This is a genomic window from Micromonospora sp. CA-111912 (genome assembly GCF_050948415.1).
GTDB lineage: Bacteria > Actinomycetota > Actinomycetes > Mycobacteriales > Micromonosporaceae > Micromonospora.
Genome location: NZ_CP192007.1, coordinates 2,844,470 through 2,862,645, shown reverse-complemented (window position 1 = coordinate 2,862,645; position 18,176 = coordinate 2,844,470). Strand labels below are relative to the sequence as shown.

Genomic DNA, 18,176 nt, shown 5'->3' with positions numbered 1-18,176 from the left:
TCAGCCGGGCAGGGCGACGAGGGAGTGCTTGTTGAGCGGTCCCCTGCCCTGCTGGTAGACCCAGCCAGCGAAGACGTCGCTGCGGTAGGCGTACGCCCCGGCCGGGTAGTACAGGGTGACGAACGGCGTCTTCGCCGCCAGAAGCTGCTGCAGCCGCCCCGCCGCTGCCTGACGGTCGGTCGGCGTGGTCGTTTCCAGCAGCTGCTTCGCCGCGGCGTCGAGTTCGGTGTCGGCGATGCCGGTGACGTTGAGATGCCCCAGCTTCGCATCGGTGGCCACCAGCGCAGCGAGCTTGGCGTAGTCGATCATCGTGGGCGCCGCCCAGCCCCAGATGGCAAGGTCGTAGTCGCGGCCGTTGGTCACGTCGAAGTCGGGCCACACCCTGGCGTCGACCGAGTCGGCGTCCATCGACCGTACGGTCGTGCGGACACCGATCTTGCCGAGCATCTCGGTGATGAGCTCGGCGGCGCGTACCCGGTCCGGGCTGTCGGCGTAGACGAGCAGTTCGAAGGCGAGCGGCTTGCCGTCCAGGACGCGTATCCCGTCGGCACCGGGTGCGGCGCCGATGGCGTCCAGGGCGGCGGCGGCCGCGGCCGGGTCGTGGGTGTGCTTCAGGCCGGCGTCCGCGCCGGGTGCCTCCGGATGCCAGAATCCGGGGCTGCCGACGGCGCCCTCCCCGAGCAGGACGGTGTCGACCAGGTCGGTGGTGTCGATCGCCGCGGAGATGGCCCGGCGCACCTCGACCCGGTTGAACGGGGCCTTGCCGTCGTTGAAGGCCAGCAGCGTGCTGGAGAAGTTCGATCCGGTGGCCACCTTGATGCCCGGCTGTTGGGCCAGTTGGTCCTTCAGGTTGGGTGGGACCTCGTCGGCGACCAGGTGCACCTCGCCGGTACGCAGCGAGGCGAGGGCGGTCTGCTGCTCCGGGATCACCGAGACGGTGAGCTTGTCGATCCGGGGCTTACCGATCGGGTACGTGGTGTTGGCCGTCAACTCGTACCGGCGGTCCGGTTGGTAGTCGGTCAGCCGGTACGGACCGGTGCCGACCGCGGCCGACAGCGGTGCCTTCTCCGGATCGGCCACCCCCGACCAGATGTGCCGGGCCAGCACCGGCATGTCCGCGAGCAGCCGGACCGGGAACTCCGGGTCCGGCCTGCTCAGGGTGATGACCACCGCGCCGTCCTGCGCCTTCACGTTCGTGACGGTCGCCAGCGGTGTGGCGAACCGGACGGTGTCGTGCTTCCGGTAGTAGTCGATGGTGAACACGACGTCGTCGGCGGTGAACGGCTTGCCGTCATGCCAGTTGACACCGGTGCGCAGCGGCAGTGTGAACACCGTGCTGTCCGGACTCGTGCTCACCCCGGTGGCCAGCAGGGGCGTGGCCCGGTTGCCGGTGTCCAGGACCAGCAGCGTGTCGAAGACCAGGCTCATCAGGCTGTAGCCCGCATAGCCGGTCGTATACGTGTAGGGGGTCAGCGTCCCCTCGTCGCCGGCGACCGCGATGGTCAGCGCCGAGGCGGTCTGCGGCTCATTCCTGGTGGCCGAATCGCCCCCGCCGCCGCCGGTGCAACCGGCGATGGCGAGCAGTAGCCCTGCGGCCAGGACACGCAAGGCGGGCCTGCCTCGTCGACGGGCGCGGTGTGACACGGACGGTTGACCTCCTGGTACGGGGCCGGGCACCTGACGGGGCCAGCCAGCTATCGTCGGCACTCCCACGATCCGGTGGGCACGAAGAAGGAGCGGTTAATGGGTAGTCGGGTCCTGCTGATCGGCGTCTACGGCATGGAGATCGTCGAGTGCGGTGGCGCGCTCGCGGCGAACCTCGCTGCCGGGGGCGAGTCGCACGCGGCGCTGATGGTGTGCGACGAGGAGATGCGTCCGGGCGTGAGCGCGGCAGCCGACGTCCTCGGGGTTCCGGTGGAGTTTCTCGGCTTCCGGCAGGGACACGTCGCCGTCGACGAGGCCCACAAGCGTGCCCTGGTCAAGGTCATCCGCACGGTGCGCCCGTCCATCGTCATCACCCAGGACCCGGAGCACTCCCTGACCGATCTCGACCCCGATCGGCGACCGGCGATGACCCTGGTCTTCGAGGCGCTCGGCCTGGCCGGTCGCGGGTTCGCCGCCGACGACGGTCTCGCTCCCCACCCGGTACCGACGATCTACTACATGACGCCCTCGCGAGCCAACTGCGTGGTCGACATCGCCCCGTACTGGCCGTTGAAGGTCGCCGCGATGAACAGCCTGCGCAGCCAGCTCGAGTTCTCCGCGGCCCACTGGGAGAACGAACTGCGCCCCGCCGACCTCGAAGCGCTGGTCCCCGGGTACGCCCAGATCGAGGACGCCTACGAGCGCGGGCGCACCCTGCACGAGGTCCTCGACCGGGCCACGCACATCTACCACGGTGTCGGCCACCACGGACGGTACGCCTTCGCGGAGGCGTACCGGCGCGAAGGTGACTTCCATCTGCCTGCCCTCATCGAATAATGCCTGGCAGCGGCCACGCACGGGGTCGTTCCAAGGTCATCGACAGTCTGGCCACTATTGCCAGTGTTTGGCAATAGCACCATCGAGGCAAGGCGCGAAGGCGGGTGCTTCGTCACACCGCCCGGCCGGGCTGGATCCCGACCGGGCGGCCCAGGGCCACCGTCTCAGCCGGGTGGACGCGACGACGTCCAGCCCTGTTGGTGCAGCCGTTCGATGCCGTCCAGCAACAGGTCCAGAGCGAACTCGAACTCGAACTGGTCGTCACAGCCCTGGCCGACGACCGAGGTGTCGTCGTGTGACGCCGCGGTGGCGATCGCCGCGAGATGCGGGAACTGGGCGGCGGCCTCCGCCGGAAACGCCGCCGGAGGTTCGGGCTCGGCCATGCCGGACCGACCGGCGCGCCGGGAAGCGTCGAACAACTCCTGGCTGAAGCCCAGCATGCGACTGCCCATCGCGTGCATCACGTGGTGGGCGAGGTCCGTGGAGAACCCGCCCTTGCGGAGCGTCCCGACCATCGAGTTGAGGTAGCCGAGGATGGCCGGCGTCGCCTCGTTGCGAGACTCGATCGCGATCGACGCCCAGGGGTGGCGCAGCAGCACCTCCCGCGCCGAGAGGATGCGCTCGCGGATCACGCGCTTCCAGTCGGTGTCGAGCACCGGAGGATCGATCTCGCCGACGACCACGTCGATCATGCCGTCGAGCAGCTCATTCTTGTTCGCCACGTGCTTGTAGAGGGCCATCGGCACGACGCCCAGATCCTGGGCGAGGTTGCGCATGCTGAGGGACTCGATCCCCGCCTCGTCGGCGAGCGTGACGGCGGCACACAGGACGCGATCTCTGCTCAGCGGCGCCCGACGCAGCGTCTCAGCCTGCTCAGCCATCACGGTCCTCCACTTTCTGCCGGCGGTTGAACCCTAGCCACCTTGACGGGTGTACGGCGTACACCTACCCTTGTTCCCAGAAGGTGTACGCCGTACACCTGGGAGGGAGAGAGGTGAAAGCGATCGTCCAGGATCGATACGGTCCGCCGGAGATGCTCACCCTCGCTGACGTCGACGCGCCGGTGCCGGCGGCCGACGAGGTGCTCGTGCGGGTCGAGGCCGCCGCGCTCAACGCGTACGACTGGCACGTCATGCGCGGCGATCCACGGCTGGCACGCCTGTCGATGGGCCGGTCAGGGCCGCAGGCGCGAATCCGCGGCCGCGACTTCGCCGGCCGGGTCGAAGCCGTCGGCCCCAACGTCCGGCAGGTGCGACCGGGCGACGCCGTCTTCGGCGACCTGGGCGACGCCAACGGCGCGTTCGCCGAGTACGCATGCGTGCCCGAGACCCTGGTCGCGCGCAAGCCCGGGAACCTGACGCCGCAGCAGGCGGCCGCCCTGCCACTGGCCGGCGTCACCGCACTCATGGGGCTGTGCGATGTCGGGCAGGTCGAGCCCGGCCACCACGTTCTCGTCAACGGCGCGTCCGGCGGCGTCGGCACCCTGGCCGTCCAACTGGCCAAGGCGCTCGGCGCGACCGTGACGGGGGTGTGCAGCACCCGCAACGTCGACCTGGTGCGCTCCCTCGGCGCCGATCACGTGGTCGACTACACCCGCGACGACTTCACCCACGACGCCGGCCGCCACGACGTCGTGTTCGACCTGGTCGGCAACCGTTCCCTCACCGCGCTCCGGCGAGCGTTGACCCCGACCGGGACGCTCGTGCTCTCCGGCGGCGGCGTCTATCGCGGCGGCAGCCTCGTCGGGCCGGTCTGGCTCATCGCGCGCGGACGCTTGCTGGCACCCTTCGTGCGGCACCGCATCGCCATTCTCACCACCGCACCCAGCCGGCAACACCTCGACACGCTCCGCACCCACGCCGAGGCCGGCCGCCTCACCCCGGTCATCGACCGGACGTATCAGCTGCCCGAGGTTCCCGAAGCCATCCGGTACGTGGAAGGCGAACACGCGCGGGCGAAAGTGGTCATCACCATCTGACCCCCGGACTGACGCCAGACGCCTTCTGCCCGTTCCTGGTCCTACCGAAAGGCATCGCCATGATCATGCTCGCCCGTCCACTCCCACGCACCGCGCCCACCGACTCCACGGCCTCGCTCGACGGTCCGCGCATGGCCACCACGGCGGGTGTCGGATGACCCGGCACACCGCCCCGGTCACCCGACCGGCAGCACGGCGCCCGTCGGGTGACCGGGACGGGTCGGGCTGGCACCTCCCGGTAGCGCTGGTGGCCCTCGGCCTCATCCCGGTCGTCGCCGGGTCACTGCGGCTTCTCGAGCTCGCCGGCGGCCCGCAGCTGCTGCCCACCAACCCGCGCATCGATAGCTCCCCGGCGCCCGTCGTGGTGCACGTGCTTGCCGCGGCCCTCTACGCCTTCCTCGGCGCGTTCCAGTTCTCCGCCCGGCTGCGTCGTCGCCGTCCAGGCTGGCACCGACGGTCCGGCCGGATACTGATCGTGGCCGGCCTGATCGTCGCCGCCTCCGGGACCTGGATGACACTGTTCTACCCCGACGCCCCGGGCGGTGACCTGCTGTGGGGCATCCGGCTCCTGGTCGGATCGGCAATGGCCGCCAGCATCGTTGCGGGGTTCACCGCGATTCGCCGTCGCCATGTCGCCGCCCACCGCGCCTGGATGATCCGTGCCTACGCCCTCGCCGTCAGCGCCGGCACCCAGGCATTCACCCAACCCATCGGTGAGACCCTGTTCGGCACGAGCGACCTGAGCACCGCCCTCTCCGTAGGGGCCGGCTGGATCATCAACGCGGCCGTCGCCGAATGGGTCATCCGACGCCCAGCTGGCCTCTGGGCCCGGCACCGCCGCACCCCCGCAACTCCGGTCCGACCCCTATGAGCCCACCCGGCGAAGGTTCAGTTACGACGCCTGCCCGTTGGCGCGACCGGTTACCGCGTCACGGGCAGGGCGTCCGCGCACAGACATCGATGACCTTGCCGGTTAGTAGGAACACCGCCTTCTGTTTCTGGGCTCCGGCCTGGGCGCGCGGGAACTCATGCGAATCGTCGCCGTACTCCGGCCCGGCCGGGGCGAGGTTGGTCGGCGGTGGCGCGTACGCCGCGCCGCTGTTCCAGATCACGATCGCCGAGCCGGTGTACGGATACCTGCGGATCGGCGCGATGCCCCAGTAGGGCCGCACGTCCGGTGACCAGCCGTCGGCGAGCGCGGGGGTGTGCAGGCGGGCGCCGATGGTGCGCGCCTGGACCTCCGCCGCGGCGGTGGAAACCTGCTGGTCGCCGAAGGCCACGTGCATCAGCACCTGGTGCGGCGGGGTGCCCGGCAACGGCCGGTCGGTCATGTGCTGGGCGTACCCGTTGGCCTCGGACCGGTCCCACAACATCTGCAGCAACGCGAGAACCAGCTGCTGGTCGACCTTGTCCGGGTAGTAGCCGTCCATGATCGTCTGGAACGGGGCGAAGGCCACGCTGCGTTGCAGCAGCGTGGAGTAGTTCATCGCCGGCACGCCGAGCACCGACCGGGTCCAGTCCTGGGCGATGGCGGTGAGCGCGCCGCCGTTGATGCCGCCCTGGCTGTTGCCGTCGTAGTGCAGCCCGCCGGCCACGTTGATCAGCGGTCGTGCGGCGGCGTCCCGGAACGCCGGGTGGGCGGCGAACCCGCCCGGGTGGATCATCGCCCGGCCCAGGAAGAGGAAGTTCAGGAAGCTCTGCTGCAACCGGTCCACCACTGCGGGAAAGCCACTGAGCTCGGTGAAGGCGCCGGCCACGTAGGGGACGTCGGCGGCGGCCATGCCGATCCAGCTGGTCGCACAGAAGGTGAAGTCGTACGTGTTCGACATCGTCTTGACGTTGCCCGCGTTGATCTCGGTCGTCTTGCCGAGCAGGCCGTGGCCGTAGAGCGAGAGGTGTGCCGGCTTCGCGGCGGAGGCACTGCGGGGGATGTTGCAGACGAAGTCCGCCGCCACCGTCGCGCCGGACGGCGTGGGCAAGGCGTTCGGCGTCGGTGGCGTCCCGCCGCCGCCGGCCGCCCCGTAGTGCAGCCGGGAGCCGGGCCCACCGTCGCCGGTCAGATAGGACGGTACGCCGATGGTGCCGGTCACCTGCCGGGCGATCAGCGGCTCCTGCTCCGGTGAATAGTCGGTCACCGCAGTGACGGTGAACGACGGTGCGGCCCGGCGGAGGGCGGCGAACGCGCCATCCCGGATCGCCAGCATCCGCCCGGTCAGACCGTGCCGGCTGGCCACGGTGAAGTCCCAGGCCAGGTAGAGGCTGTGCCGCTTGACGCCGGCCTTGGTCAGGTCGGTGAGGATCCGCTTCATCTGCGGGACGCGAGGGTCCCGATGGCCGAGGCCGGCACCGGTCACGTACGCCCTGAACGCCTTCGGCGCCGGAATCAGCGCCTCGTTGCCGTCGCGCATGCCGCGCAGGCCGACGACGTACCTGGTGCCCTCGGTCAGCGCCACCGCCGGCCGGATGATCAGCAGCTGCCGGTCCGGCTGGCCGGCCGCGTGCGCGTCCAGCTCGGCCCAGTACGGCGTACGCTTGCCGGTCCGGGCGTCGAGCAGCACGATCGGCGCGTCCGGCGCCAGCGAGCGGCCGACGTCGGTGACCGGCGCGATTCCGGTCGTCGCGGCGTCGAGGCCGGGCACGCGCACCAGGATCGGCGAGCCGGGACTGAATCCGTCCTGCCGGTTCCATTCCGTCGGGTCGATCGGGGTCCCCTGCGCGTTGGCGGGCATCGCGGAGGCCGGGAGCCGCACCCGCTTGCCGGTGGGGCTGGTCCGATCCGGCACGGTGAAGTAGTCGTTCGGGAACGGCAGCAGGCAGGCCGTCGGGTCGATCGGGTCGCACGCCCGGTGCCCCGCCGGTGCGGGAGTCGCGGGCGCCGCGGCGGCGCCCGCGCCGAGCAGGACGGCGCCTGCGGTCACCAGCACGGACACGGCAAGACGGAGCCGTCTGAGTGTGGTCACGCGCATCTCCTTCGACACTGGACGGTGGCCCGTTGCGGGGGCTGACGGTGGCGGGTAAAGCGTGGTGTCCTTCCTACGCTCGTGAATGGATCTCGGCAAGGGGCTACGGGCTACGAACGAGTACCCGCCCGGTGGTCCCGAGCCACGATGAAGCAGACCGGGTTCGTGAGCCGGATACAACCGTCGGCGTCCCGCCGGGTGTCCAGTTCCGCAGCGAGCTGACGTTCCAGGTCAGGGCGGCGTTCCTGCGGGATCATGTCCCAGAAGAGGCGTAGACCCTGCGCGTACGTCCAGCGGACGAACTCCTCCCCGGACGCCGCGACGAGTGGCACATCCTCGACCACGACCCGCGGCTCGACGAAGCCCGCGCCCCGCAGATGCCGGGTTATGGCATCAACCTCGTCGGCGGCGTCGAGTGCGTCAGCCGTACCGGCTGCGGCATCGGTCGCGGCGAAGTCACGCATGGCTCGTTGGAAGAACTCCAGCGCGATCTGCGACCCGTCCCCTTCGGTGACGGCTCCGGGGACGGCGAGGGCGATCCGCCCCCCGGGACGCAACAGCCGGGCGTAGGTGGCCAGGGTGGCCGGGTGATCCGGGACAAGGGGGAGACTCATGCTGGCGGTGATCAGGTCGAACGTTTCCGGAGCGAAGGTTGGTGCCGCGCCGTCCATGACGACCGCCCGAGCGTTGACGATCCCGCGCCGGGCGATGTCCTCCTGGAGGAACTGGATCATCCGCGGTGCCAGGTCGATGCCGGTGACCGCACCGTCCGGGCCCGTCGCGGCCGCGGCCGGGAAGAGGACGGCGCCGCGGCCGGTACCGATGTCCAGGACGCACTCACCAGGCGCTACCGCCGCGTGGCCGACGAGCCTGCTGCCGACGGGTTTGAAGAAGGCGGGACCGATCTCGTCGTACACGTCGGCGACCGTGTCGTAGACGGCCCACAGCTGATCAGTCATGGTCACTCCGTACTAGCGGCGGCGCGGTGGTCACCGCGCCGGTGGTTCCGGGGCCGTTGGCGCCCGGCTGCTTTCTCCGCACGCTGAGGAAGTGCAGCTGGAGCGGCAGGCCGACGACGACCTGGGGCAGGACCTGCTGGGCGTGGAACAGCAGCGCAAAGCCGAGGGCGGCGTCCGGCGCGACGTGCAGCAGGCTGAGGCAGTAGACGGCACCGACCTCGAACGTGCCCAGGTTGGCGGGTGCACCGGGCAGGACGTTGGAGAAGTCGATGAAGAAGACCACCAGAACGACGGCGGCCACCGACAGACCGATGTGCAGCGCCCGCATGACTGTGTAGGCGGCGGCCACGTCGATCATCTCGCCGACGAGAATGAGGCAGGAAGCCGAGCTGAACCGCAACCGGTCCTTCAGGAAGTACATGCCGTCGACCATGCTGTGCAGCATCTTCGGCAGCCGGTTCGCCCGGGCACGGTAGGCGGTCACCACGAGCAGACCGAGCAGCACGAGCATGAGGGCCGACACGCCGATGACGAAGCCGGTCACCCAGCCGGGCAGCCCGGGGACCAGGAACGGCGTGGCCAGTGCCAGCAGACCCATGCAGGCCGCCCCGATCGTCTTCTTCAGCACGATGAGCGCGCCGGTGATCCCGACCGGGACGCCCTCATGCTTGAGCATCCACAGGCGGAGCAGCTCACCGGCGCGGGCCGGGCTGATCGACGACGCCGCCTGCGCGGCGAACTCGTATCGCAGGAGCCGGCCGGCCGGCGGCTGGTGCCGGGGGCCCAGCATCACCACCCAACTGCCGGCCCGGACGACCTGGGCGACGAGGTTGAGCAGCACCGCGACCACCAGCAGCGGCACATCCACGCGGGTCAGCGTGTCGCTGAACGCGCGCGCGTCGAGCCCGCGCAGGAACCACCACAGCGAGATGACGGTTGTCGCGATGAGCACCACCCGGACGACGAGATCCCACCGTTTCTTCGGCGCCGCCCGGGTCTCACTCATCAGGGCAGACGTGGTCGGCGGCCACGGAGGTCGGCAGCCGCCGGGCAGCGGCACTGTGCGGCCACAACGCGCGCTCGGTGGCGTAGAAGCGGAGCAGGTCAGGGGGGTGGATGCCCAGCTTCGCCCGAATCTCGCCCAGCGGCCAGGAGAGCAGGTCGCGCCACGGCACATCGCCGAGCGGCTGGATGCTCTGGTGAGCCGCGAAGCGTACGGCCATCTCGAACAGCAGCAGGTCGTCGCGGCCCAGCCGCCACGGCCCGCGGTACAGCTTGCTGGTCGCGAGGGTGAACAGCTTCTGCTGCCACCGACTGAGTCGTCCGCTGGAGCCCATCGTGGCCCCGAGCACGAAGGCCTCATCGGACGGCAGGGTGCCGCGGCCGAGGATGATGTGGATGCTGTCGTGGCCGAAGAGATCGACGTTGCCGGGCAGGGCGACCGGGCTCGCCGGATTCTCCAGGAGCCGGACGTACCACGGGACGACGGAGGGGTCGTCGCCGGGCATCCCGGCGTGCGCCTCCGCGAGCGTCGCGGAGTCGTCGAGACCGGGCACCCAGTCCGACAGTGCTGGCGGAGTTGTCACGAGGTGCTCCCCTCTGTCAGGTAGACGAGTCCGCGGGTGCCGTCGACGGTGACGATCTGGCCGTTCTGAATGACCTTGGTGGCGTTGCCGGTGCCCATCACGGCTGGGATGCCGTACTCGCGGGCGACGATGGAACCGTGGGACAGCGCTCCCCCACTGTCGGTGATGATTCCGCCGGCGATGCCCAGCAGCGGGGACCAGGCAGGCGTGACGTACGAGGCGACCAACACGTCACCGGCTCTCACCTCGTTGAAGTCCCGTACCGAACTGACGTGCCGAGCGGTCGCGGTGACCCGACCGGGGCTGACCGCGAACCCCCTGAGATCGGCCGACGACTCGTCGAGGTCCTCGCTGCGGCCGAGGAAGGCGATCGGTAGGAAGTCCACGCCCGCCACCTCCACCCGCAGTCCTCGGGGCACCTGGGCGGGCGGTGACACCTGGCGCTGCTGTTCCCGCAGTTCCCGCCGCAGTCGCACGGTTTCGGCGAGATCGGCCGGCCGGGCCCCGGCTCCCAGGACGCGCAGCTGCTCGATCAGCTCGTCGCCGCTGAGGAAGAAGACGTCGGCGGCGGCGCTCAGTCCGCCCGCATCGGCCAGCCGCCGTCCCAGGTCGAGATACCCACGCCGGATGGTCGGCCAGCCCATCGTGAAGTAGTGCAGCGCCTCGTCCCGGACGTGGGCGTAGTAGCGGGTCCAGCGCAGCAGAGCCCGGAGCACGGCGCGTCGGACCGGCTTGCGGCGCAAGCCGCGCAACAACGTCGTGCGGGACTCTTCCCGCTGGTGGGCCAGGTCGCGCAGGCGGTCGTGCGGCGAGCGGAGACGACCCTCCCGGTACGCCTCGAGGGTGGTCAGGATCGCCGCCGGATCCTCGACCGGCGTCGGCTCGGCGAAGTCCAGCTGGTACGCCTGATGTGCGTACCGCTCCAGGAACTGGTCGAAGCCGTCCGGTGGCCCGTCCCCGGGCCCGTCGGCCGAGGCGAGCTCGAAGAGAGCGACGTCCATCTCGGAGGTCTTGGTCGGGTATCCCTGCAACAGCGCCGCGAACCCGTCCTCGGCCGCCTCCGGCGGGGCCAGAGTGCGGTACAGGCGGTCGAGCAGCCACTCGCCGCCGTTCCAGTACCAGGCGAGCCCGCCGAGCAGCGCCCAGTACACCGCGCTGAGTTCCTCGGCCTCGTCGATGACGGCGAGCACGTCGCGGGTGGTCAGCCTGGCGGGGGTGATCCTGCGCAGCGCCTCGATCCGCTCGATGTGGTGCGGCAGCAGGGTCGTACGCCACTGGCGGTCGAGCCGGGCGAGATGGAAGCGGAAGAAGGCGACCACGAGCTTGCCGGTCTGGACCGGGTGCCGCTTGAGTCGGGTGTCGAGCCGGATGTAGGCGTACCCGTTGATGGTGCCCGACATCGGCTCCGGCAGCAGGCGGTCGATGCGCGGGTCCCGACCGGACCAGTTCTGCTTCCACTTGCGCACCAGGCGGGGGAAGAGCGTCGTCGCGAAGAGCGGGGACAGGGGCTCCGGCAGCCACGAGTCGCAGATGCTGATCCGCGCCCACTCGGCGCCCTCGATGGGGCTGCGCCAGCGGACGTCCTCGGGCAGCACCACGTCCCGGGTGAGCGGGCGTGCCTGCAGGATCGCGAACCGGCCGTCCTTGATGGCCCACTCGATGTCCTGGGAGGCGCCGAAGTGCTCCTGGACCGCGATGCCCAGCCGGGCGAGCGCCACGGCCTGTCCCCCGGTCAGCGAGGGTGCGTCGCGCAGTTCGGGTGGGACGTCGACGAAGGTGGCGCCGTCCTCGGTGGGCGTGACCATGAGGGGTTTGTGGGAGTGTTCCGTGCTGAGCAGCCGATGGCTGTCGCGGTCCACCACGTGGCGGTCGGGTGTGACGACGCCGCTGACCACCGCCTCGCCGAGCCCCCAGCTAGACTCGATGACCACTGGTTCGGTGACCGCGACGGTCGGCGCGGTCACGAACATGACACCGGCGGCGTCGGCGGGCACCAGGGCCTGCACGACGACGGCCATGCGTGCCTCGGCGTGCGGCAGTCCTACCCGGTCCCGGTAGTGGATGGCGTGGACGTCCCAGAGCGAGGCCCAGCAGCGCAGCAGCGCGGTCACCAGCCGGTCGAACGTCCGGACCCCCAGCTCGGTGTGGTACTGGCCGGCGAAGCTGGTGTCCGCCGTGTCCTCCGAGGTGCCGGAGGACCGGACCGCGACGGCTCCGCCGGCCGGGCACACCGTCCGGAACGCCTCCTGCAGGTCGGTGAGCAGGGTCGCCGGCAGCTCGATCGCCTCGACCGCCGCGCGCAGCGTTCCGGCGGCCTGTTCGTCCTCGCGGGCGAGCAGGGCCAGGTGCGGCGCCACGGCCGGCTGCGCGAACCGTTCGTAGACCGAGGTGGGTAGGCAGAACCCCGGCGGCACCGGTACGCCGACGCCGATGAGCTCGCCCAGGTTGGCGGCCTTGGCACCCACGGTCGGCGTGTCGTCCCGGCCGACCGCCGACAGCGCGATGACGTCAGGCATCGTCGGCCACCCGTTGCACCCAGTGCTGGTAGTGCTTGCGGAAGGCGCGGATACCGCTGTCCCCTTCTACGTAGATGCCGTGCCGGTCGCCGGTCTCGAGGGTGTTGAAGATCGGCAGATCCTGGTTCGACGTGACGGTGATCTCCGGCCGGTGCACCAGGTAGTTCCGCAGGTCGCGTAGCCGCCGGCCGCTCGGTTCGAGGGCGACGGCGATGTGCTGCACCGTCCGGTTGGGGGTGACCGGCGTGGTGGCGAGCAGCAGCCGGTACTGGATCACGTCGTCGGCCCAGTAGGTGATGCGCTGCCCGGCCGGCCAGCCGTCGACGCGCAGCACGAAGTGCTCGGCATTGATCCCCAGCAGGTTGGCGAGGGCGCCGAGCCTGCCGGTGTAGGCCGGCCAGGTCAGCTCCGCGCCCATCCACGCGCCACCGAGGATGGGCGGCCCGTGTCCGGTCAGCTCGTCCGGCCCGTCGAGGATCCGCAGGCTCGGCTGGTCAGTGACGTCGAGGCCGTGCAACTCGACGAGGTGGTCCGGGTCGTACGTGTTCTCCAGGATCCGCCGGACGGTCGCTCCGGTGAGATCGGCCAGCCGGAACCCGCGGGCGAACCCCGCCCCGCCGTCCAGCGCGGGGAACTCCGGCAGGGCGAACATCGGTTCGGCGCTGCCGTACCACACCCAGACATAGCCGTGACGCTCCGCTGTCGGGTACGCCCTGACCCGTGCGCCGCGCGGGATGCGGTCGGTGCCCGGAACAGCGACACAGGCGCCGTCACCGGTGAACCGCCAGTGGTGGAACGCGCACCGCAGCGTCCCGTCGACGACCCTGCCGTCGGCGAGGCTGGCGCCCAGATGCGGGCAGGCGCGCGCCATCACCGTGGGGCGACCGCTGCCGTCCCGCCAGGCCACCAGGCGTCGGCCGAACAGCGTGATCGCTTTCGGCGTACGCCTCAGCCGGTTGGACGGCAGCGCGACGTACCAGCTCGCCGCGAGGTTGAAGCCACGGTCCGTACGCGTGCCGGCCGGCTGGTTCTGCACGGTCATCGCCCCGCACCGCCGACCGATCCGGCGGGAACGGGGCGCGAACCGGTCAGCGCCGGTGGTGCGCCGTCTGGTCGAAGCGAGCGACGAATCGCCGTTGCCACGGTGTCTCGACGGCCCGGTGCAAGTAGTGCTCGCGGACGTAGGCAACGGCCTCCGCGGGGGGCACGCCGTCGAGGACCGCCAGACACGACAGCGCCGTCCCGGTACGCCCGAAGCCGCCTCCGCAGGCCAGCTCGACCCGTTGCGTCCCGGCCCGGTCCAGCACCTCGCGCAGGACGCCGACGAACTCCGGGCGGTCGGCCGGCAGCCAGAAGTCCCGCCAGCGGACCCAGCGGCTCTCCCACGTCACCGGCTTCGGCGGGGAGCCCACCAGGTAGACCCCGAACTGCGGCTCGGGTCCGTCCGGCAACGGGTGCCGCAGGCCGCGGCCGCGCACCAGCCGTCCGGACGGCAGTCGCATGACACCCGCTGCGTTCGGCTGCCAGCCGGCTTCGGTCATTCGGAACACCCTCTCCACTGCTCGGCCTCGGGACCGGTCCGAGAGAAAGCCTAGGTGACAGATTCCCCGAACCGGGGTGACGGAACAGGAATCGCTCGTCGGCGTCATACCCGGTGTGGCAGCGGAGCACGGCCGTCACTCCTTGCCGGCGACGAGGACGGCGAACCCCACTCCGGGCAGCTCCGCGAAGGTGCGCATGCCGTCGATGAGCCCCAGCACCTCCTGCTCGTAGTCGCCCAGCGCCGAGATCCGCTCGGAGTTCGCCCGGACCCATGCGTCCACCACGGCGAGGGTCGGCGGGATCACCTGCTCGTAGATGTCCTCCAGGTACCGGGTACGCAGCCCGGCGCGAGCGAAGAGTTGGGGATACTCGTCCAGGTACGGCGGCTGGGCGAGGTGGTAGTTCTGGTAGAGCTGCCTGACGAAGTCGTCACGCTCCTGATCGTCCACTCGTTGGAGCACCGGTTGCGCGACCACCAGCCGGCCGCCCGGCCGCAGGATCCCGGCGATCGCGTTGAGCACGCCGGCCTGGTCGGGTAGGTGCTCAAGCGACTCGATGGCGAGGACCGCGTCGAACGAGTTCTTGTCGTACGGCATGGACGTGGCGTCGACCAGCTCGAACCGTACGCGATCGGCGACCCCCGCGGCCGCCGCCCGCTCGGTGGCGATGTCGACCTGTGCGTGGCTGATGGTGATGCCGACGACCTCGACCGGGACGGTCTCGGCGAGCCGGACGGCGGGGCGGCCGGTGCCGCAGCCGAGGTCGAGCACTCGCTGGCCGGGTCGCAGCGCCAGCCGTTCGATCAGCAGATCGGTCAGGTTGTCGGCCGCTTCCCGCATGCCGACGTCCTCGTGCACGCCGTCCGGGAAGTACCCGAAGTGATGGCTGTCGCCGAGCATGTCCTCGGACAGCACGGTGATCTTGTCGTACATCTCCCCGACGCTCTCGCGGTCAGGGCGGTAGGAGTCGCTCACAGTGCTCCTTCTTCGGCGCGGTCGACCCAGGTCGCATACTGCTTGCGGAAACGCAGGAGGGCGTGGTCGTACCGGGTCGGGGTGGGCGCCGCGGTGTCGTCGGCGTTGCGGTAGATGGCGAGGTCTTCGCGGGTGCCCCACCAGTGGTGGGCGCGGTAGGCGAGGTACACGAGCCGGTCCCGGGCCGGGTTGCCGGTACGGCGGACCAGCGACCAGCCGCGCAGGTGGGTACGCCCCGGACCGACCGGCGTGACGCCGAGCAGCTCCTTCACCACCACCTCACCGTCCAGCAGGAAGGTGAGGCGCTGCCCCGCGGGCCAGCCGTCGACGAGGAGTTCGAACTTCTCGCTGCGCAGCCCGAGCGCGCGGATCGCGGCGGGTACCTGAAGGCCGTGGAACTCCAGCCGGGCTCCGGTCCAGGCGTCCTCGGGGATCGGCGGCCCGTTCTCGGCGGCCGCGGCCGGTTCCGGCAGCATGACCAGTTCCGGCGCACGATCGCACGCGACGCCGTGCAGGGCCATGAAGTGGTAATGGTCGAAGGCGTTCTCGAGGACCCGGCGCGGCGTCGCGGCGGTCGTGTGCGAGAAGCGGTAGCTGAGGTATTCGTTCCGGTGCCCGGTCAGTGCCGGGACCTCCGGCAGCGGGTAGGCCGGAACGCCGCCGCCGTACCAGATCCAGACGTAGCCGTACCGCTCGACGAGGGGATAGGCCCGCGGCTGTCTCATCGACTGCGAGAGCCGCGGCATGCCGGGCACCGACGCGCACGCCCCGGTGGCGTCGAAGCGCCAGTGGTGGAACGCGCAACGCAGGCTGCCGTCGACCACCTTGCCGACCGCGAGGCTGGCGCCAAAGTGCGGACAGTGCCGCGGCATGATCGACGCCCGGCCGGTCCCGTCGCGCCAGGCGACCAGCTCGCGGCCGAACAGATCGAGCTTGCGCGGCCCGCGGCGCAGCTCGGCAGAGGCCATGGCGAGGTACCAGCCCGCGGCGAGCCGCATGTCGGTGCCCGGCTGCGACGGGGCCGCCCGGCGCGGTTGGTGCGAGGTCGGGCTCGTGGCGGTCACGGCCGGCTCCTGACCGGTGCGGTCGTCGTCTCGACCTTGCCGACCCACGACTGGTAGTACCGGCGGAAGTGCGCAACGCCGTTGTCGTACGGGGTCCGCAGTGTTCCGGCGGTTGCCTCGGTTGTGTCGTAGATCGGGATGTCCTGCCGGGTTCCGGCGCGGCTCTGCCCGTAGAGCATGACGAGGTTGAAGAGCGTCCGCAGCCGGCCGGTGCGCGGCGTGCCCGCCCAGCCGACCTGGGTGGTGACCCGTTCGGACACCGGCGTGATCGCCAGCAGCACCTTGAAGAACTCCTTGCCGTCGACGTAGCCGGTGAAGCGCTGGCCGCCGGGCCAACCGTCGACCAACAGTTGAAAGGCGTCACCGGCCGCGAACGTCGCCGCTTTGGCCATCCCCCAGCGGGCGGGATCGCGTACCGGGTGCCCGGGGGTGGCGATGCCCTCGAACCAGGCGCCGAGCCAGGCGAAGGAATCGATCGGCGAGCCGTTGTCGGCGGCTTCCGACTGATCACGCAGCATCCGGAACTCGGTGTGGTCCAGTGACAAGCCGTGCAACGTCTGGAAGTGGTAGTAGTCGAACGCGTTCTCCAGCAGCTGCCGGGCCGTGCCGGTGCTGCGGTCGGTGTAGCGGAAGCCGACGTAGCGATCCCGGTTCCCCGCGAGCGCGGGAAAGTCCGGCAGGCTGAACAGGGGCTCGGCGGTGCCGTACCAGACCCAGACGTAGCCGTAGCGTTCCACGGTCGGATAGGGCGTCAGCTTCGCGGTGGCCGGGATGCGTGCGGATCCGGGAATCCGCACGCAGGCACCGGACCCGTCGAATCTCCAGCCGTGGAACGGGCAACGCAGGCCGACGTCGTCCACCTTGCCCAGCGCCAGACTGACGCCCTGGTGGGGGCAGTAGCGGGGAGCCACGACGGCCCGGCCCGAGCGTTCCCGCCATGCCACCAGATCACGGCCGAACAGCTGCAGGGCCACCGGGCGATCGCGCAGGCGGGCGGTGGAGAGTCCCGCGTACCAGCTGGCCGCCAGGTCCGCGGGAACGGGATCGGCGGCCGGCGCGGGCAGGGCCAGCCGGTCGGTATGCCTTCTGGTCATCTGCGCGATCCCGTTCAGTGGGTGCGGGTGAGGATGAAGTCCGCGATGGCGCACAGCGGCTGAGCACCCGCGCCGAACAACTCGATGTCCTGCTTCGCCGATGCGACGAGCTCGGTGGCGCGACGGCGCGACTGGTCGAGGCCGAGCAGCCGGGGGAACGTCGCCTTGCGCTGCTTCTCGTCCTTGTGTGGCGTCTTGCCGAGCTCGTCCAAGCTCGACGTGACGTCCAGGATGTCGTCGATGATCTGGAAGGCCAGACCGATCTTCATCCCGTACGACTCAGCGCGGCGGACCAACTCCTCGTCCGCGCCGCCCAGAACCGCGCCCGTCACCACGGCGGCGCTGAGCAGCGCGCCGGTCTTGCGGGTGTGCATGCTCTCCAGCGTCGCCAGGTCGACGTCCTCACGGTCGGCCATCTGGACGTCGATGACCTGGCCGCCGATCGCGCCGTGGATGCCGATGGTGTGCAGCAGGGTGTGGATCACCCGCAGGACTCGGCTCGTCGGCGCGTCGGTGTGCAGGAGCACGTGCTCCAGCGAGTACGACAGCAGCGCGTCGCCGGCGAGCAGAGCCATGCCTTCGCCGAACACCTTGTGGTTGGTGGGGCGGCCGCGCCGGAAGTCGTCGTTGTCCATCGACGGCAGATCGTCGTGGATCAGCGTCGCGGTGTGCAGCATCTCCAGGGCAACCGCGGTCGGCATCGCCACCTCGGTGCTGCCGCCGCTGGCCGCACAGGCGGTGAGACACAGGATCGGCCGGACCCGTTTACCGCCCGCCAGCAGCGAATATCTGATCGTTCGGTACAGCTCGTCGGGCCCGCCGATCTGGATGGCCCGCTCAAGTTCCCGGTTGATGAGCTCACGCTGCGAGCGCAGGCGTGACGGCAAGTCAATCTGTTTCAACATTGACGTTCCCCCATGGATGCAAAGCCGGTGCAACCGTACTCTTCCCGTAGCAGAGAGTCAATGTTCATCTGCAATACATTGACTTTGCCCAGCGCCGGCCGACGGTGTTAATGTAGC

The 18,176-nt window shown here is 70.4% G+C and carries 16 protein-coding genes; 3 read left to right on the top strand and 13 right to left on the bottom strand.

Annotated features, from left to right (window positions below):
* Window positions 1-1,608, bottom strand: a complete 1,608-nt coding sequence (locus ACQPZO_RS12065; RefSeq protein WP_433349739.1) for an ABC transporter substrate-binding protein — start codon at window positions 1,606-1,608, stop codon at window positions 1-3.
* Window positions 1,609-1,743: 135 nt separating this feature from the next.
* Between ACQPZO_RS12065 and ACQPZO_RS12060 the strand changes: the two genes are divergently transcribed.
* Window positions 1,744-2,481, top strand: a complete 738-nt coding sequence (locus ACQPZO_RS12060; RefSeq protein WP_433349737.1) for a PIG-L deacetylase family protein — start codon at window positions 1,744-1,746, stop codon at window positions 2,479-2,481.
* 164 nt (window positions 2,482-2,645) lie between these two features.
* Here the strand turns inward: ACQPZO_RS12060 and ACQPZO_RS12055 are convergent, their stop codons facing one another.
* On the bottom strand, window positions 2,646-3,362 hold the full coding sequence (locus ACQPZO_RS12055; protein WP_433349735.1) for a TetR/AcrR family transcriptional regulator: 717 nt from the start codon (window positions 3,360-3,362) through the stop codon (window positions 2,646-2,648).
* 113 nt (window positions 3,363-3,475) lie between these two features.
* Between ACQPZO_RS12055 and ACQPZO_RS12050 the strand changes: the two genes are divergently transcribed.
* Both ACQPZO_RS12050 and ACQPZO_RS12045 read left to right on the top strand, forming a co-directional pair.
* Window positions 3,476-4,459: an NAD(P)-dependent alcohol dehydrogenase gene (locus tag ACQPZO_RS12050; RefSeq protein WP_433349733.1), complete on the top strand. Its 984-nt coding sequence runs from the start codon at window positions 3,476-3,478 to the stop codon at window positions 4,457-4,459.
* A 154-nt stretch (window positions 4,460-4,613) separates the two neighbouring features.
* Window positions 4,614-5,330: a DUF2306 domain-containing protein gene (locus ACQPZO_RS12045; protein ID WP_433349731.1), complete on the top strand. Its 717-nt coding sequence runs from the start codon at window positions 4,614-4,616 to the stop codon at window positions 5,328-5,330.
* 58 nt (window positions 5,331-5,388) lie between these two features.
* Here ACQPZO_RS12045 and ACQPZO_RS12040 read toward each other — a convergent pair whose 3' ends face one another.
* The 11 genes from ACQPZO_RS12040 to ACQPZO_RS11990 form a co-directional block, all read right to left on the bottom strand.
* A complete protein-coding gene (locus ACQPZO_RS12040) occupies window positions 5,389-7,425 on the bottom strand; it encodes a hypothetical protein (protein ID WP_433349729.1) in 2,037 nt (678 codons plus the stop codon).
* A gap of 104 nt (window positions 7,426-7,529) precedes the next feature.
* On the bottom strand, window positions 7,530-8,378 hold the full coding sequence (locus ACQPZO_RS12035; protein ID WP_433349727.1) for a class I SAM-dependent methyltransferase: 849 nt from the start codon (window positions 8,376-8,378) through the stop codon (window positions 7,530-7,532).
* Window positions 8,371-9,384 carry a lysylphosphatidylglycerol synthase transmembrane domain-containing protein gene (locus tag ACQPZO_RS12030; protein ID WP_433349725.1) on the bottom strand — a complete coding sequence of 338 codons (1,014 nt, stop codon included), beginning with the start codon at window positions 9,382-9,384 and terminating at the stop codon, window positions 8,371-8,373. Before ACQPZO_RS12030 ends, ACQPZO_RS12035 begins: the two co-directional genes overlap by 8 nt.
* Entirely contained in the window at window positions 9,377-9,964 is a 588-nt protein-coding gene (locus ACQPZO_RS12025) for a hypothetical protein (RefSeq protein WP_433349723.1), read from the bottom strand. The genes ACQPZO_RS12030 and ACQPZO_RS12025 overlap by 8 nt, the downstream gene beginning before the upstream one ends.
* Window positions 9,961-12,480 carry a PEP/pyruvate-binding domain-containing protein gene (locus ACQPZO_RS12020; RefSeq protein WP_433349721.1) on the bottom strand — a complete coding sequence of 840 codons (2,520 nt, stop codon included), beginning with the start codon at window positions 12,478-12,480 and terminating at the stop codon, window positions 9,961-9,963. The genes ACQPZO_RS12025 and ACQPZO_RS12020 overlap by 4 nt, the downstream gene beginning before the upstream one ends.
* Window positions 12,473-13,522 (bottom strand): Rieske 2Fe-2S domain-containing protein, encoded by a 1,050-nt coding sequence (locus ACQPZO_RS12015; RefSeq protein ID WP_433349719.1) that lies wholly within the window; start codon window positions 13,520-13,522, stop codon window positions 12,473-12,475. Before ACQPZO_RS12015 ends, ACQPZO_RS12020 begins: the two co-directional genes overlap by 8 nt.
* Before the next feature lie 46 nt (window positions 13,523-13,568).
* Window positions 13,569-14,021: a protein-tyrosine phosphatase family protein gene (locus ACQPZO_RS12010; protein WP_433349717.1), complete on the bottom strand. Its 453-nt coding sequence runs from the start codon at window positions 14,019-14,021 to the stop codon at window positions 13,569-13,571.
* 135 nt (window positions 14,022-14,156) lie between these two features.
* Complete coding sequence (locus tag ACQPZO_RS12005; RefSeq protein ID WP_433349716.1) at window positions 14,157-14,996, bottom strand: SAM-dependent methyltransferase; 840 nt, start codon at window positions 14,994-14,996, stop codon at window positions 14,157-14,159.
* On the bottom strand, window positions 14,993-16,060 hold the full coding sequence (locus ACQPZO_RS12000; protein WP_433349715.1) for an aromatic ring-hydroxylating dioxygenase subunit alpha: 1,068 nt from the start codon (window positions 16,058-16,060) through the stop codon (window positions 14,993-14,995). The genes ACQPZO_RS12005 and ACQPZO_RS12000 overlap by 4 nt, the downstream gene beginning before the upstream one ends.
* Window positions 16,057-17,154, bottom strand: a complete 1,098-nt coding sequence (locus ACQPZO_RS11995) for a Rieske 2Fe-2S domain-containing protein (RefSeq protein ID WP_433349713.1) — start codon at window positions 17,152-17,154, stop codon at window positions 16,057-16,059. Before ACQPZO_RS11995 ends, ACQPZO_RS12000 begins: the two co-directional genes overlap by 4 nt.
* Before the next feature lie 14 nt (window positions 17,155-17,168).
* Window positions 17,169-18,059 carry a polyprenyl synthetase family protein gene (locus tag ACQPZO_RS11990; protein ID WP_433349711.1) on the bottom strand — a complete coding sequence of 297 codons (891 nt, stop codon included), beginning with the start codon at window positions 18,057-18,059 and terminating at the stop codon, window positions 17,169-17,171.
* Window positions 18,060-18,176: the final 117 nt, after the last annotated feature.